Source organism: Acinetobacter sp. (assembly GCF_049284435.1).
Taxonomy (GTDB): domain Bacteria; phylum Pseudomonadota; class Gammaproteobacteria; order Pseudomonadales; family Moraxellaceae; genus Acinetobacter.
The window spans coordinates 1-14,367 of sequence record NZ_JBAPXX010000099.1 but is presented as its reverse complement, the minus strand read 5'-3'; the positions used below and the strand labels follow the sequence as shown (position 1 = coordinate 14,367).

12 protein-coding genes are annotated in these 14,367 nt (G+C 38.5%); 5 read left to right on the top strand and 7 right to left on the bottom strand.

Annotated elements, in window-relative coordinates; translation table 11 throughout:
- Window positions 1-621 precede the first annotated feature (621 nt).
- From WAK81_RS08960 to WAK81_RS08935, 6 genes are all read right to left on the bottom strand, one after another.
- Window positions 622-1,539 (bottom strand): hypothetical protein, encoded by a 918-nt coding sequence (locus WAK81_RS08960; RefSeq protein WP_422196540.1) that lies wholly within the window; start codon window positions 1,537-1,539, stop codon window positions 622-624.
- A 37-nt stretch (window positions 1,540-1,576) separates the two neighbouring features.
- On the bottom strand, window positions 1,577-2,710 hold the full coding sequence (locus tag WAK81_RS08955) for a toxic anion resistance protein (protein WP_422196539.1): 1,134 nt from the start codon (window positions 2,708-2,710) through the stop codon (window positions 1,577-1,579).
- 16 nt (window positions 2,711-2,726) lie between these two features.
- A complete protein-coding gene (locus WAK81_RS08950) occupies window positions 2,727-3,518 on the bottom strand; it encodes a tellurium resistance protein (protein WP_422196538.1) in 792 nt (263 codons plus the stop codon).
- A 342-nt stretch (window positions 3,519-3,860) separates the two neighbouring features.
- Complete coding sequence (rnk, locus tag WAK81_RS08945; RefSeq protein ID WP_224215502.1) at window positions 3,861-4,265, bottom strand: nucleoside diphosphate kinase regulator; 405 nt, start codon at window positions 4,263-4,265, stop codon at window positions 3,861-3,863.
- A 554-nt stretch (window positions 4,266-4,819) separates the two neighbouring features.
- Window positions 4,820-6,070: a serine hydroxymethyltransferase gene (gene glyA / locus WAK81_RS08940; protein WP_422196537.1), complete on the bottom strand. Its 1,251-nt coding sequence runs from the start codon at window positions 6,068-6,070 to the stop codon at window positions 4,820-4,822.
- Window positions 6,071-6,224: 154 nt separating this feature from the next.
- Complete coding sequence (locus tag WAK81_RS08935; RefSeq protein WP_422196536.1) at window positions 6,225-7,484, bottom strand: alpha/beta hydrolase family protein; 1,260 nt, start codon at window positions 7,482-7,484, stop codon at window positions 6,225-6,227.
- Between the two features lie 330 nt (window positions 7,485-7,814).
- Here WAK81_RS08935 and WAK81_RS08930 point away from each other — a divergent pair, with 330 nt between their 5' ends.
- The 3 genes from WAK81_RS08930 (at window position 7,815) to WAK81_RS08920 (ending at window position 9,831) form a co-directional block, all read left to right on the top strand.
- Complete coding sequence (locus tag WAK81_RS08930) at window positions 7,815-8,513, top strand: 3'-5' exonuclease (protein ID WP_422196535.1); 699 nt, start codon at window positions 7,815-7,817, stop codon at window positions 8,511-8,513.
- Window positions 8,514-8,614: 101 nt separating this feature from the next.
- Window positions 8,615-9,262 carry a hypothetical protein gene (locus WAK81_RS08925; RefSeq protein ID WP_422196534.1) on the top strand — a complete coding sequence of 216 codons (648 nt, stop codon included), beginning with the start codon at window positions 8,615-8,617 and terminating at the stop codon, window positions 9,260-9,262.
- A 218-nt stretch (window positions 9,263-9,480) separates the two neighbouring features.
- A complete protein-coding gene (locus WAK81_RS08920) occupies window positions 9,481-9,831 on the top strand; it encodes a hypothetical protein (protein ID WP_422196533.1) in 351 nt (116 codons plus the stop codon).
- 250 nt (window positions 9,832-10,081) lie between these two features.
- On the opposite strand, the gene WAK81_RS08915 is transcribed toward WAK81_RS08920, so the two are convergent.
- A complete protein-coding gene (locus WAK81_RS08915) occupies window positions 10,082-10,300 on the bottom strand; it encodes a hypothetical protein (protein WP_422196532.1) in 219 nt (72 codons plus the stop codon).
- Between the two features lie 995 nt (window positions 10,301-11,295).
- Between WAK81_RS08915 and WAK81_RS08910 the strand changes: the two genes are divergently transcribed.
- Together WAK81_RS08910 and WAK81_RS08905 are read left to right on the top strand one after the other, a co-directional pair.
- Complete coding sequence (locus WAK81_RS08910) at window positions 11,296-12,867, top strand: sensor domain-containing diguanylate cyclase (protein ID WP_422196531.1); 1,572 nt, start codon at window positions 11,296-11,298, stop codon at window positions 12,865-12,867.
- A gap of 1,095 nt (window positions 12,868-13,962) precedes the next feature.
- Window positions 13,963-14,367: DUF3800 domain-containing protein (locus WAK81_RS08905; protein ID WP_422196530.1), on the top strand; the 405-nt coding region annotated here is incomplete at its 3' end.

Genomic DNA, 14,367 nt, shown 5'->3' with positions numbered 1-14,367 from the left:
TAAGTTGGGCTGAAGTATTTTGGTCTAACATTGCTAACGTCTCCAAAGGAGTAAATGTTTATTTGATAACAGGATATTAAATGAATTGAATAAATAGGTAAAACAGTTTGTTTTTATTTTGTTAATCTATATTTTAGATTATTAATCCAATCATAGATTTTATGCTGCTTCATATTAGTTTTTGGGCTATATAGAACAAGTTGAACAGTTTGACTTAAAAATAATACTGAACTTACTTAAAAAGAATGTTCTTTTATTCTCGTAATACCAGTCAATTAAGGAATTTAGAAATAAAGTTCTTAATTACCATTAGTGAATAATGGCATTTTGCCATTTTAAATCAAACGCTTGTAGTCTATATGCTACTTTTATTTCGGCAAAATGAGAAGCAGAGCTTCGCAAGGAAACCATCTTGCGGAGCAATGCTCCTCACCACAAAACTCGTTCACTACCGTTCATTTTTTAATTTATCGCAGAAACAATTATTTTCTAATCAAATCCTGCCTCAGACAGTTGTGGATGACGTTTCCGCGTATCCCATATCATCATGAATAAAAATAATAAAGATCAGGCAATTTCTTATCTAACCTTTATTACCTTATTCAGGAGCATTTTGGGAAATTAATGAATCCGCTGTTCAATACGCAGGGAACGACCCTTGATTGAGTTGGCCAAAAAAAACAAGATTAGGCTGAGTAGCGCCGATAAAATAGCAACGCCAATAATGACCAGATTCGTGATCTGACTTAACTGATCCGCCTGTTGCACCTGCGTATTTACACTCTTGGCGACTGGTGTCATGGCTTGACCATAGACCTGTTGCTGCATGGTCCAGATCTGTTCAGGTTTGAACCCATATTGCTCAAATTTGGCGTCTTTTTTCTCTGCCTCAACCACTTGGGCCACATAAGGTCGTGCTGCGGATAAATCGACGGGCTTATGTAACAGTGCCGTTTGTGCCAGCAAATAAGACTTCACGGGCGCAGCAATCTCTGAATCGGCCAGATAACGGGCAATTTCACTGTCATTGATATTGCTATCGTAATACACCACTTGCTGATAAGCATCATCCCGATCATTACGTAGATCATGCTGCCAGTAAGTCAATCCTGACCAGATCACGATAAAAGCAATCAGCCAGCCGACAAATTTCAGCACAAAAGACTGAAAGCGCACATAAAAGAAACGCAATTTTTTCAGTAAGCTAATGACAAAAAATGCGCCGATGAAAGAGGCAAAAATTTTAATAATCAGCCAGCCAAACCAGCTCAGCAAACTAAAAAAATAATCCGGACTATCACCAATGCTGGCCAGTGTGGCATCTACACTGACCGGTAAATGCAACTGCTGTATTTGAGTACTCAGGCCAAAAAAGCCGTAGACCAGCTCCTGCTGGAAAAACAGGCTCATCATTGAAGCTATAAATACGGTGGAGGTGGTCAAACCCAATAGCATCAAATTGCGTTGACGTTTCTTGAGTGCAACTACCCCCTGCTTGATGTCCTGAGGCTTAACGGCATATTCATCTAAGGGCGGCAATCTCTACTCCTTCTTTCAGATTTTGGCCCTACTTGATTTAGTTGGGCTTGGATCCACTGGTACTTGATTCAATCACCAAATGATTCAGATTATCCTGCAAAGCTTTCAAACGCACGGTTGCTTCTGTACGTTTTTGTACACCCTCTTTCTGGATCTGAATCACATCGTTTACAGTTTTAATAAGGGTGTTTTGCACATGTTCAAGCGTTTCAATGTCAATCACCGAGCGCTGGTTGGCTTTAGCCGTATCGACCGAGTTCTGATGCAACAGGTCAGCATTACGGCGCAGCAGCTCATTGGTAGCATCATCAATGGTATTGGCCAGTTGTACACTGTTCTTCTGTTCACTTAAAGAAATTGCCAGACTGATCTGGTTTTTCCACGCCGGTAAAGTAATGTTTTTGATCGCATAGAACTTGTCGACCAGCATCAGGTTATTCGACTGGATAATCCGGATCATTGGCAAGGTCTGCATCGCAGATTGCTGCAATACCTGTAAATCACTGACACGTTTTTCTAAATTATTGGCCAGATGGTTCAGGTCATAAATTTTCTGAGTGGTGCTCTGATCTTGCGGCAAGGCGGTTAAAGTGGAAATTTCCTGCTGCAGCTCTTGTTCGCGTAAACGGCCTGCGGCGATATGTACCCCGAGCTGTTTATATTCATCCTGCACCCCGTCAAACATTTTATCCAGGGTATCAACACGTGCTTTCAAACCGGATTGCGAGGTTTCAATCTCTTTCACCAGTACATCTAACTGCTCTTTAGTGGTATTAAAATGTACATCAAAGTTATCTTTCGCACCTTTGAATTTGCTGATGATATTGCCAAAAAAACCCGAGCTTTTCTTTTTATTGAGAATACTGCTGGTATTCAGCTGCTGAGCCACCTGTACCACCTGATTCAGCTTTTGTCCTGTCGCATCCAGATCTCTATTTTGGACCAGATTCAGCAATTCATCGGTATAGGTCGAAGTTTTGGTCGCAATATTTTTGCCATATTCAGCCACACTGTTATGACTCATATTCTGCAATTCTTTACGTGCAGCCAGCACCTCCTGAAAGTCAGCAGGCTGCAAGCCCAGTTCTTTCAGGTCCATTTGCTGGAATTTTTGTTCGACCAGTTCATTCGAGCTTTCAACAGGTAAATTTACTAAATCAGACTTGGTCATAGTTCACCTTATATTGTTATGTTTTCGAGGGTTTCTCGAGGGATTTTTTTAACGTTTTAATCAGACTCTCACGGCTATTATCAAGTTTTTCCAGATCACTTGTCGAGTGTTTCGTCTGGCTTTGTTTGACATGATATTGCCAAGCCGGAATCAAGACCTGCTGCGCTTCCTTAAAGCGATCCAGCAAACTAAAGGAAAGCTGCTGCGAAAGTTGCATCTGGGTAATGGCAATATCATTACTGCTTTGCAAAGTACGTAGGGTATTGATTTTCTTGGATAGGCGTTCTGAAAAATTATCCAATGGATGCTGGTTTTTGACGAATAGCGGATATTCAGATAAAAACTCATCTGCTGCGACAATGTGCTTAGCCATCTGTTCGCGCAACCCCAAAAGCTGCTGAAAACGCGACTGGGATTTCTGAATTTCAATCTGTAATTTACGGCTTAAATGATCGGCCTGATCCAGCAAACAGTCCAGCCGTTGATAATATTCCATCTGACTTGAGCCATAATCCAGATCGATGCCCAGCCATTTCTGTAGAGCATTAAATTTACGTTTTTTCAGATATTTTTTAGATTCTGCCAAGGCATGAATCAATTGCTCAATGGTCTGGCTTAACTGTTGAGTCAAGTGCGGATCTACACCATTCAGTAGAACGGACTGTGCCTGAATCAAAGCATCTGCATAATGATTCAGCCCATATTGATTATCCAGTACAGGCACAAGCTCATTACGCTTAATCGCCAGAATTTCCTCACGATCAAGCATCATGTCAGTCAAGGCAGGTAGAGCTTCAAAGCGCGACATGGTTGAGGTGATATCCTTTTAAAAAGTGAAACAAAGAAGTCTAGTACATCTTCGAATGTAGCAAAAAAACAGACCACTTTGTGTATATTTATCCAGAAATTCGTTACATCACTTTAACTAAATCCATGTTTTATCTTTATTTTAATTATGATTTCTGGAATACAATCCAATTGCACAGCTAAGATGGCTACATTGCATCTTAAGAATTATTTAACTTTAATCATTTAGAATTTTAAAATTTATTTAGTCTGATCCAAACACTTACAACATTAAGTTTTACTTAAAATCCATATACAAAAAAAGCCATATTGCTATGGCTTTCAAGGATGATCCAACGGTGGCTTAAAGATAATCCCCTTCGCTCTCCGGCTGAAACAGCACTTTTTCGATGGTCACTTTCATCGTATGACCATCTGGTTGTGGCCATTCAATGGTTTGACCTTCCGCTAAGCCCAAAATGGCTGCGCCTATCGGTGCGATGACATTGACCTGCCCCTTTTCACCTTTAAATTCGTGTGGGTAAACCAGTGTCACCTCAACAGCTTCTGTAGAAGGTGCAATGGTCAGCAACACACGGGAATGCATGGTCACGATATTGCTTGCAATCGCTTGCGGCTCGACCACTTCAGCACGTGCCAATTCATCCTCTAAGCGGATCATGGTTTCGCTCAGCTTACTCTGATTCTCCAGCATCGTTTCCAGACGATGTAAATCCTGTTCAGATAAAATAATGTTGGGTTTAGTCATCCTTATTACCTTGTTTAATTCATAAATGAAAAATTAATCAATCAACCGCCAGCAGCATTTTTAAATACAGGATTTACCCATATTCAAATGATACCGATCCATATAACGTTTAAATAAAAAGAATGATGTCATTCACAGCGCTTATATCAGCACTACCTTACAGTAACATGGGATTTACTCAAGTGCTTCATCTAGCATGCTATCCAGTAGGATATCCAATGCTTTTAAAACATCAGATTCTGAAAATAATTCCTGTAGATGATGCCAAGCAAAGCGTGCAACGAATGTATCCATTCTTTTAAAGCATTTAAAAATAAAGAGAGTTGATGAAAGACTTTAAGCCAGATTTAGAAAAACTCAATATGATTTTATTGATGACTCAATCTCTTGCGGCATAAACATTAGCCCTACACCAATATTGAGCTTTAAGCATCGTTCTATATATTTAGCTCAACTGAAATTGCGCTCGATCAAGTCTAAACATCTTTTACATCGTTATTTTTACAGCTATAAAAAAAGCTCCCGGTTGGGAGCTCCTTTGCGTTTATAAGCAATTATGCATAAACTGGGAATTTAGCACATACCGCTGCAACTTTTTCTTTTACCTTGTTAATGACAGCTTCGTCGCCTTTCGCATCCAGAATGTCAGCGATCCAGCCAGCAAGTTCACGTACTTCAGCTTCACCGAAACCACGAGTAGTCACAGCAGGTGTACCAATACGGATACCTGAAGTCACAAACGGAGAACGTGGATCGTTTGGTACAGAATTTTTGTTCACAGTAATGTGAGCAGCACCTAACCAGGCATCAGCTTCTTTACCTGTGATGTCTTGTTTAATTAAAGACAACAAGAACAAGTGGTTTTCAGTACCACCAGAAACTACGTCATAACCACGCGCGATTAATACTTCAGCCATTGCTTTCGCATTTACTACAACTTGTTGCTGGTAAGCTTTGTATTCAGGCGCCATAGCTTCTTTAAAGCAGATTGCTTTTGCCGCAATCGCGTGAACCAAAGGACCACCCTGGTTACCTGGGAATACAGCTGACTGTAATTTTTTCTCGATTTCTTCGTTTGCTTTCGCAAGGATTAAACCAGAACGTGGACCACGAAGTGTTTTATGAGTCGTAGTCGTAGTAACGTCAGCAATTTGCACTGGGCTTGGGTAAACGCCAGCAGCAACCAAACCTGCAACGTGAGCCATATCAACAAACAGATAAGCACCTACTTTGTCCGCGATTTCACGGAAACGCTGCCAGTCAACGATTTGGCTGTATGCAGAGAAACCAGCAACGATCATGCGTGGCTTGTGCTCAAGCGCTAAACGCTCAACTTCTTCGTAATCGATCTCGCCAGTTTCAGGGTTTAAACCGTACTGAATCGCGTTATATGTTTTACCAGAGAAGCTTACTTTCGCACCGTGAGTCAAGTGACCACCGTGAGCAAGGCTCATACCCAGAACTGTATCGCCTGGGTTAAGAAGCGCTAAGTAAACTGCTGAGTTTGCTTGTGAACCAGCATGTGGCTGAACGTTAGCATAATCAGCACCAAAGAGTTCTTTAGCACGGTCAAGCGCCAATTGTTCGATAACGTCTACATACTCGCAACCGCCATAGTAGCGTTTACCTGGGTAGCCTTCCGCATATTTGTTAGTAAGTTTTGAACCTTGAGCTTCCATGACTGCTGGTGAGCAGTAGTTTTCAGAAGCGATTAGCTCAATATGAGCTTCTTGACGAGCATCTTCATTCGAGATTGCTTGAGCTAATTCTGGATCAAATTCAGCGATAGAGATATTGGCAAACATTAGCGAGGTCCTATTGATTTAGGGCTTTTAAGCCGTGCTAAGATTGGCGCGTATTGTAGCATGAAGTTTTAAATTTTCGATCATGAACTTTATTCAGTTTGCAATAAAAATGGCTCATATCTAAAAAAACATGAGCCATTCAGATAAAAATAAGTTATTGAATTGGCATTAGAGATTTTACATCTGAAATAATATTAGGAATATTCAGTGCATAGACACTACCATGATCCCATTTAGTCGCATTTGACTCATCCGTAATATAACTTACTGAAGTCTGTTTCTGATTGGCGAGTGCAACTAATACATCTGTTGCTGCTTTCGGGACGGTACTATCTACTGAACCCTGATAAATAATTACTGGCGTAGACACTTTAACAAGTAAAGGCTGAGAATCTTTTTCCAAGAAGTTCTTTACGACTGGAATACTCATAAAGTTAGTTTGAGTACGAGGATAATTATTTACTGAGTTATTATTTGATTGTGCATAAGCATACATTGCAGTACCAAATTTCTGACCTAATACATCATAGCAATCAGTTTCTGCATTTTTCGCGATTTCATCGGTTGGCATTTTAAAAATCTGGCTATATTGCAGATTCGGGTTCGGGTTCGGGTTCGGGTTACGCAAACCGGCAACAATCAGTGCAGTAAAGGTATCTAAAGACGCTAAAGTTCCAATTTTTTTATCCAGATCTGTTTCTTGTCCTGCCTGTTGTTCACCTCCTGTCAAAATCAGATTGAAATTTGAAGCCGGGGCTAAAGCTACCGTACCTTTATAGGTCATCTTAGAGGCACGTGCTGCATATTGTGCAGCGCCTAAAGCTGCCTGACCACCTTGAGAATGCCCTACTGCAACCCATTGATTGGATGCTTGTGAACCTAAATAATTTCGTGCAGCCACGACTGCATCAGTAATAGAATAAGCTTCACTTTTCAAATTCAAGAAAGGATGAAGTTCTTTTCCACTCGGCTCTCCCAAGCCTTCATAGTCAGGTGCCACTACAATATAGCCAGCTTGGAGAAGCCCGCCAATCATGGCTTTGATATAATCATTTAGCGCTTTTCGACTCGGCGCACACTGATCAGCTACACCGGTAGTTCCATGTGCCCATGCTACAATTGGCCAACCTGTAGCTGGAGGTGTTCCTTCGGGTGTGAAAACTAATGCGGTAGCTTGTGTCTCCTTACCATTAATTCCTAACATCTTATAAGTCATGATCACACTTTCGTCAGCGATCCCGGAGAAATCCGTTTGAGTATAGGCTACAGGTGTTGCCACGACTGGATTATCGATATTATTTACTGGAATGGCAGGTTTGGACTCGTAAAAACGATCATTATCACTATCATCGTTACAAGCAGTTAAGGCTACACTTAATGTGAGAAGAGTACAGGTCAATACTTGACGTTTCATCGATCTTATCCTTATCTTATTTATTATCATCTCTAATGAGTTTTTCTAATTTTATCTTTAACAAACGATAAAACCACATGTAATTTCCCAATTTATCTAAACAATATCAAGAAAAGAATGCATTATTTTTTTGTTAAATTCGCACCCGTTTAGATTTATTATGAAATCAGCAAACTTAAAAAATAGAGAATTTCCTATTCCCAGAACTATCAAATAGTCGTCATAAGTTAAAAAGCCTGCAATTAATACAGAAATAAAGCAATTCAATTGTCAGTTGCAAAATAATAATGTTAGATTTTACTCTCCTCTCTTTTCAGGCACATTTCCGACATGCAGGCCATTATTCTTGATACCGAAACGCATACTTTAAATGGTCAACCCATAGAAATTGCTTATGCGCCTGTCGAAATTGTAGAGCATAAAATTAGTCTGGATAAAAGCCGCCTGTTCGATCAGCTTTATTCATGTGACGAAGCCATTTCTTTTGCTGCCATGGCCGTCCATCATATTCTGGAATCGGATCTGGAAGGTCAGCCGCATTACAGTACCTTTCGCCTGCCTGATGAAACCGTCTACATGATCGGCCATAATATTGATTATGACGTCCGTGCTATCGAAAAATGTGGAGTAGATATTTCGAAAATCAAGGCAATTTGCACCTTGGCTTTAGCACGTCGGGTCTGGCCAGATGCAGAAGCACACAATATTTCTGCACTGATTTATATGATCACCAAAGGCAGCGAAAGAGCGCGTGAAATGATCCGTAAAGCGCATCGTGCCGATATGGATATTATTTTAACTGCCAACATTCTGATGCATATTGTGCATCATTTAAAAATCAACAGCATGCAGGAATTATTCGACGCTTCTGAAGATGCCCGAATTCCACGTACGATTAATTTTGGTAAACATCGCGGCACCGCCATTGCAGAATTACCTGCTGACTATGTTCAATGGTTGTTGCGTCAAGATGAGCTGGATCCTTATTTACGTAAGGCACTTGAAAATACGGCGATCACAACATTATAGGTTTTATCAAAATAAACCTCTGTATTTTAATAAACACTTCATATTAATGTAATTTTCACAGACTATGCTCTAGCTGAATTTAAGCAACAATCTTTTCAACTATGATGCATTTTTATAAAACTCAACGTGGGATCGAGGTGCTACAGGATCGCTCCATCCCACTGACCGCACGCCAACGCCGTTTACTGGTTCTGATCGGTAGCCAGGATTTCAACTTATTAAATGATGGCTTAAAGCAGCAGCTTGCTCCTACAGAACTCTTAGATCAACTTTATGCCATGGATTTAATCGTTCCGGCTGAAACTGACGATGTAGCAATCAGTCAAAAGCAGGCTGATGCAAGAACAGATACAAAAGTTGACCTTGCACACTCCGAGATTCACCGATCGTTAGACTCATCGATAGCAGCGACCTCTACGACGAAAGATCCAACCCCCGAGATGGAGCCCATAAAAATACTGCAGAACACTCCATCTACTGAAACGGATTCAAGTCATGAACAAAAGCTGCCTGAACTGAAACTCATGTCTTTTGAAGACCTCAAATATATGATGATGGAAAGCTTACAAAAATATTGTGGCTTGATGGCCAAGCAGCAAATTCACCATATTTTACAGGCACCGGATGTGCGCAGTTTGAAACTTTGTCAAATGCAATGGATCACATCACTTCAGGAAAGTCGCATTGCTCCTCAAGAATTGAATCAAATTTTGAAGCAGATCAATTTTGCTTTAGATCAATTACAATAAAATGAAGCTCCTGAATAAGAATATCTTAGTCTTTTAAACTCTTAAATAAGTGAGATTAACAATGAAGCAGCTTTAATTATTTAAGATAACTAATTGGTTATTTGATATATTTATATTTAAGCGAAATTTAAAGCTCGAAATATCCGACTTAAGCGTGATAGAAAAAGAATTACAATCCCGCCATACAGTGAGCATAGACATCCGATTGGATCATGTATATGTCACATTATTTAGAATTCGATGCGTTCGATAATCCCATGCAACTGAGTAAAGTTGGCAACTGGGTGATCACCTTTTTAAGTCCGATTGAAGAACTGCAATTTGTGCAACTGGCGATTACCTATGTACTTCCCCGCCAGATCAGTGACAGCTTGCAACCTCGCCGTGTGTTGATTCAAAAAAGTCCGATTGAGCATCATTGGCTAATTCAGGCCATTGAATGTTTTGAAAGCACTACTCGTCAGGAAATTTCTTTAAACCCTGAACATACAACCGCACAGCAAACTTTAGCGCAGATTCTAAAAGAATTTGAAAAATATGATGTAAATGTGCAACTTAAACAGATCTAAGTTATTGCTTAATCTGTCAGCTTATTTATTACCACTGGAAATCGCTTTGCCAATCAAGACACTTTTCTACGTTGTCTTATCTTAGGTAGACGATTCGCTTCTGATTATGGCTGCATACATTAATATCCAAGCTAGCAAATACCAAAGTATAAAAAACTCACCTAAATGGTGAGTTTTTTATCTGCTGAATCGGTGATTTCGGATAAATAAGTTCAATTTTTTTCTACCTATCTGAAGTTCACTGATTAAATTATTCGACAACGCGATAAATATTTGAAGATTGCTGGCTTTCAAACAACAGCTCAATGCTCGGTAGAATTGTTTCTCCATCCACCACGATATGTTCAATTTTTTTGACCAACTCAGCTGCATGATGAGTGTTGTGCTCTGCAAAGGAACGCAGCATAGCTTTCGCCTCAATCACTTGGCTAAATTGATCTTTCACCTTGATATCAATCATCTTTGACATTTTTCTTCCTCTCTCATTATCCAATTTGCAGTTTTTTATACCATAATTAGCCAAGCGATTAATCTTCAAGATGTTAGCGAATTTGGCAATGTAAACTTTTTTATCTGGATGGATTATAAGAAAAAGAATATTAAACTTAATGAATTACGCAGACATTAAAAAAGCTCGCATTTCTGCGAGCTCTGTGTTGGATGGCTAGTGCTAGATTTATTGTCTGGTGATGAACATCAAACTCAACTAACTGTCATTGATCCGTCCAACTTATCGGTAGCGTCTTATTGGTTTTACGACCTACCATGAGTTCAATATAACAGTATTTTTTTAGCCGACAATACCCTTTTACACTTCTAAAAGAAGACTTATACAAGATTTCAATTGTCATTTTTTTCAAGTAGATTAGAATATTTCTGGCTTGTCGTACGCAGAATTCTGTATTCATATCATTTTTATTTAATTCATTGATTTCTAGAAAAATACCCTATTAAACATACAACTTCCTGTTAAATAGCAAGCTCAATACTTTCTTTCATAACCTCAATAAGCTCTTCAAAATTTAAGTTGGAATATGATTTTTTATAAATAAAAATACTTCTGGAAAAGGACGCAATATTCAAAGAAACTGCTGTCATAGAATCTATACTACTAATTTTAAAAAGGTTATCTTTAAAAAAATGGCGACAATTTAATCTCCCCATTAAGGTCAATTAACTATATTTTTGTCTGAGTACTTAATCATTTACATGGGCAGCTCAAAATTATTGAATAGATTTTCTGGATGTTAAATATCATATTTTTATTTGCAGCATAGTTAAATATTCAGAACCTTACTCAGCTTTTTAAAGCTACTCTATTTACAGTCAAGCGACCTATAAATTCTGAATTTGATCGAAATGAAAACTCCCACTTAATGGAAATTTAATTTTATATCAACCTTAAACATTGAATATAAATGCAATACAATGCTCATAAATACATCGAGATATATCTAATTTTTTATGTCAGCTAATAATTTTAGGAAACACCTTGATCTCAATTTAAGGCAGTTAATACTTTTATTGGCTATTTTTAGTGTGTCTAGCCTTTTTATTATTTCTCTCATTATTAGCTATCAGATCGTAAAAAATCAGTTAATCGACAATTCCCTTGCCTTAAATGCTGACCATGCCCATAAAATTTCATTAAGCACAGACAACCACTTTAGAAATATGCTTCTTGAGCTGGACTATAGCGCCAAGATATTAGGTCAAGACTTTAACAACAATGAGCTGAGAGAAGCCGAGGTCAATAAATTAAAATATCAGTCTGAACACTATAACAGTGTCGTGATCAGTGATACCCAAGGCAGACTAATAAACTTTTCGCCTAATATTCTGCATATTGATAAAAGTAAAATACAACATACTCAAGGGATTAGTGACTCTCTTCATAAAAAATCGACTTATATATCTTCACCCTATTTTTCTGTGCAAAAAAATATGATTGTGTTTATTTCTCAACCTATTTTTGACAAGTCAGATCAGTATCAGGGTTTCATAGGTTCAGCGATTTATTTAAAAGAAAAAAATGTGATTAATCAGCTTCTAACTACTTATAAAAATTATAAGAATAGTTATATGTATGTGATTAACAGCGAAAATAAAATTATTTTCCATCCGGATCGTGAAAGAATCGGTCAATGGGCCAGTAATAATACTGGTCTGGAATATATGCATGCGCATAAAAATGGTCAAATTCGTTTAATCAATAGCCAGGGCGTTGATAATCTAGCAGGTTTTTCTCATATTCCGACTTCAAACTGGATCGTGGTTTCCCAACAACCCACCCATGACTTACTTAAACAGGCAAATTCTATCCTTTATAAATTGGCCGCAGGATTCTTTTTATTTTATCTACTTGTTTTTTATATTGTATGGAGGTTGTCTGATTCTATCTCGGCCCCGTTGAACCAATTGGCAGATATGGCGAGTTTGTTAAATCAGGCAGAAATCGGCTCAAAAATTAAGGATATTCAACCCTGGTACTATGAGGTCACAAAATTCAAATTAGCCCTACTGCTCAGTGTTCGCAAATTTTCACAACAAATGAGCAAGATGGATCATCATATTAATACAGATCCTTTAACCGGCTTGATGAATCGTCGTGGTTTGAATTATGTCATGACTCAAAACATGAAAATGAACATCCCTTTTTCAGTACTTCTGATGGATGTGGATCATTTTAAAAACATTAATGACAATTATGGTCATGATCAAGGTGATGTTGTCTTAAAGCATATTGCCAAGACGATGCAGCAAAAATTTCGTAAAGATGATATTTGCTGCCGCTACGGTGGTGAAGAATTTATCATTATTATACCGAACAGCAATCTCACTGAAGTTTATGAAAGTGCAGAAAGGTTCAGAAAAGAGATTGCAGATAAAGAGATTCAGGACATAGGTCACATTAGCATTTCGATTGGTATTGCTTCTTGGCCAGACAGTTCTAAAAATATTCTAGACGTTTTGAAAATTGCCGATAACAATCTTTATCGGGCAAAAGATGATGGCCGCAACTGTGTGCGTTACTAATTTGATTTATTTTTCAGTTTTATAGCTTTAATAAATGGTGCGCTCAGCGGGGATAGAACAATACTCTACAACCCATACAAACAAAGGCTTTAATATTTAAGCATATCGCCGTGTATCCTCTCTTGTATCCTTATTTCTGAATGTACCCCCTTTTATATCCTTAAAACTACCTGTCTATTTTATTTTTTAGGTTTCCGATTATTGTGGCATGGGTCAGGTGCACGCTGAGGGATTCTGCTCCTCTATTCAGTGGCTCAGGTTCTTAATGGTCGGATTATAAAGCTCCTCTTTTTTGTGGTTCTTATGCTGCACGTTATTTTTGGCGGTCAGGGATGCCATGATTTTGGGTACCGGTAGAATTTCAGATTTTAAATCCACATTTCAAATGTCGCATTAACTTGGCCTCTTTTTAAATATCAGCAAGTTTGCTCCCCCGCATCTTTACATTGACGGTGTACCAGATACCAGTACCACTTGATGGCACTAGTACCATTAAATGTAACCAGTATCACTTAATGGTACTAGTGCCATCAAGTGGTACTGGTCAGGCGAGTGGAGCTGCATTCACTAAGACTACCTATGACCAGATCCGCCGTATCAGATTTCAAATCCGAAAGGGTTAGATCTTAAATGTGACCCTTTTGTGGACCTTGTTTAATTCGGCCTCCACCAAAAAGTGAACCCAAAATCACTACAAGATTTTTCCTTGATGGCTCATATGCTTAAATTGACAATATCCGGCCTAAATCCTTACGTGGTATGTCTTACGGCGTTTTTATGATATGGATTTTCATCAAGGTACATCAAGGAAAATCACTTTACCTAGCAAAGCACTTCCAGAATTTTTCGCTGAGTGGGTTACTTAAAGTCACTACTCTCAGTTATGGTAGAAATCACCACAACTGATACCCTGACCGTCAAAAATGACGAGCAGCATAAGAGCCTCAAAAAAAACGGCTATAAGGAATATCCTGTGGAATCTTCTTCATCAACATCATGCTTATGTTGTTTTTCGAACATAGGTCTGATTTACAGCATGATAAGAATTTGAAAGAAACGAAAGCTAAGTTAAGCTGATAAGCTTGGGAGATTACGATGGGTAATGTGTATTTTGATGAAGCAGGTAATACTGGTCCTGAATTACTTGATAAAGATCAGCCAGTTTTTGTTTTGGCTGCAAATTGCTTTGATGATGAAAAAGCAGATGAATTAATTAAGAAACTGGCAATTCAAAATGGTCATGAAGCGAAGTTCAAAAAACTAAGAAGCTCTGAAAGAGGTCAACGAAAGATTCTAGCTTTATTAGGCGAAGTAATTGCTGAAAAGGAAAAGGTTAAAGTCACTATTTATCATAAGAAATATATGGCAATGGGGCTACTTTTAGACTTTTTAGTCGAGCCACTGTATGCAGAACAAGGACGTAACTTTTCGGCAAACAAGAGAAATATTTGGACCAATAACATTTTTTTTTACATGCTAGATCGTTGTTATGGTGTAGGT

What these genes read in the sequence shown, in the direction of transcription:
- WAK81_RS08955 (WP_422196539.1), bottom strand. Translation starts at nt 2,710, where the DNA reads ATGACCAAGTCTGATTTAGTAAATTTACCTGTTGAAAGCTCGAATGAA.
- WAK81_RS08950 (WP_422196538.1), bottom strand. Translation starts at nt 3,518, where the DNA reads ATGTCGCGCTTTGAAGCTCTACCTGCCTTGACTGACATGATGCTTGAT.
- rnk (WP_224215502.1), bottom strand. Translation starts at nt 4,265, where the DNA reads ATGACTAAACCCAACATTATTTTATCTGAACAGGATTTACATCGTCTG.
- glyA (WP_422196537.1), bottom strand. Translation starts at nt 6,070, where the DNA reads ATGTTTGCCAATATCTCTATCGCTGAATTTGATCCAGAATTAGCTCAA.
- WAK81_RS08935 (WP_422196536.1), bottom strand. Translation starts at nt 7,484, where the DNA reads ATGAAACGTCAAGTATTGACCTGTACTCTTCTCACATTAAGTGTAGCC.
- WAK81_RS08930 (WP_422196535.1), top strand. Translation starts at nt 7,815, where the DNA reads ATGCAGGCCATTATTCTTGATACCGAAACGCATACTTTAAATGGTCAA.
- WAK81_RS08925 (WP_422196534.1), top strand. Translation starts at nt 8,615, where the DNA reads ATGATGCATTTTTATAAAACTCAACGTGGGATCGAGGTGCTACAGGAT.
- WAK81_RS08920 (WP_422196533.1), top strand. Translation starts at nt 9,481, where the DNA reads ATGTCACATTATTTAGAATTCGATGCGTTCGATAATCCCATGCAACTG.
- WAK81_RS08915 (WP_422196532.1), bottom strand. Translation starts at nt 10,300, where the DNA reads ATGTCAAAGATGATTGATATCAAGGTGAAAGATCAATTTAGCCAAGTG.
- WAK81_RS08910 (WP_422196531.1), top strand. Translation starts at nt 11,296, where the DNA reads ATGTCAGCTAATAATTTTAGGAAACACCTTGATCTCAATTTAAGGCAG.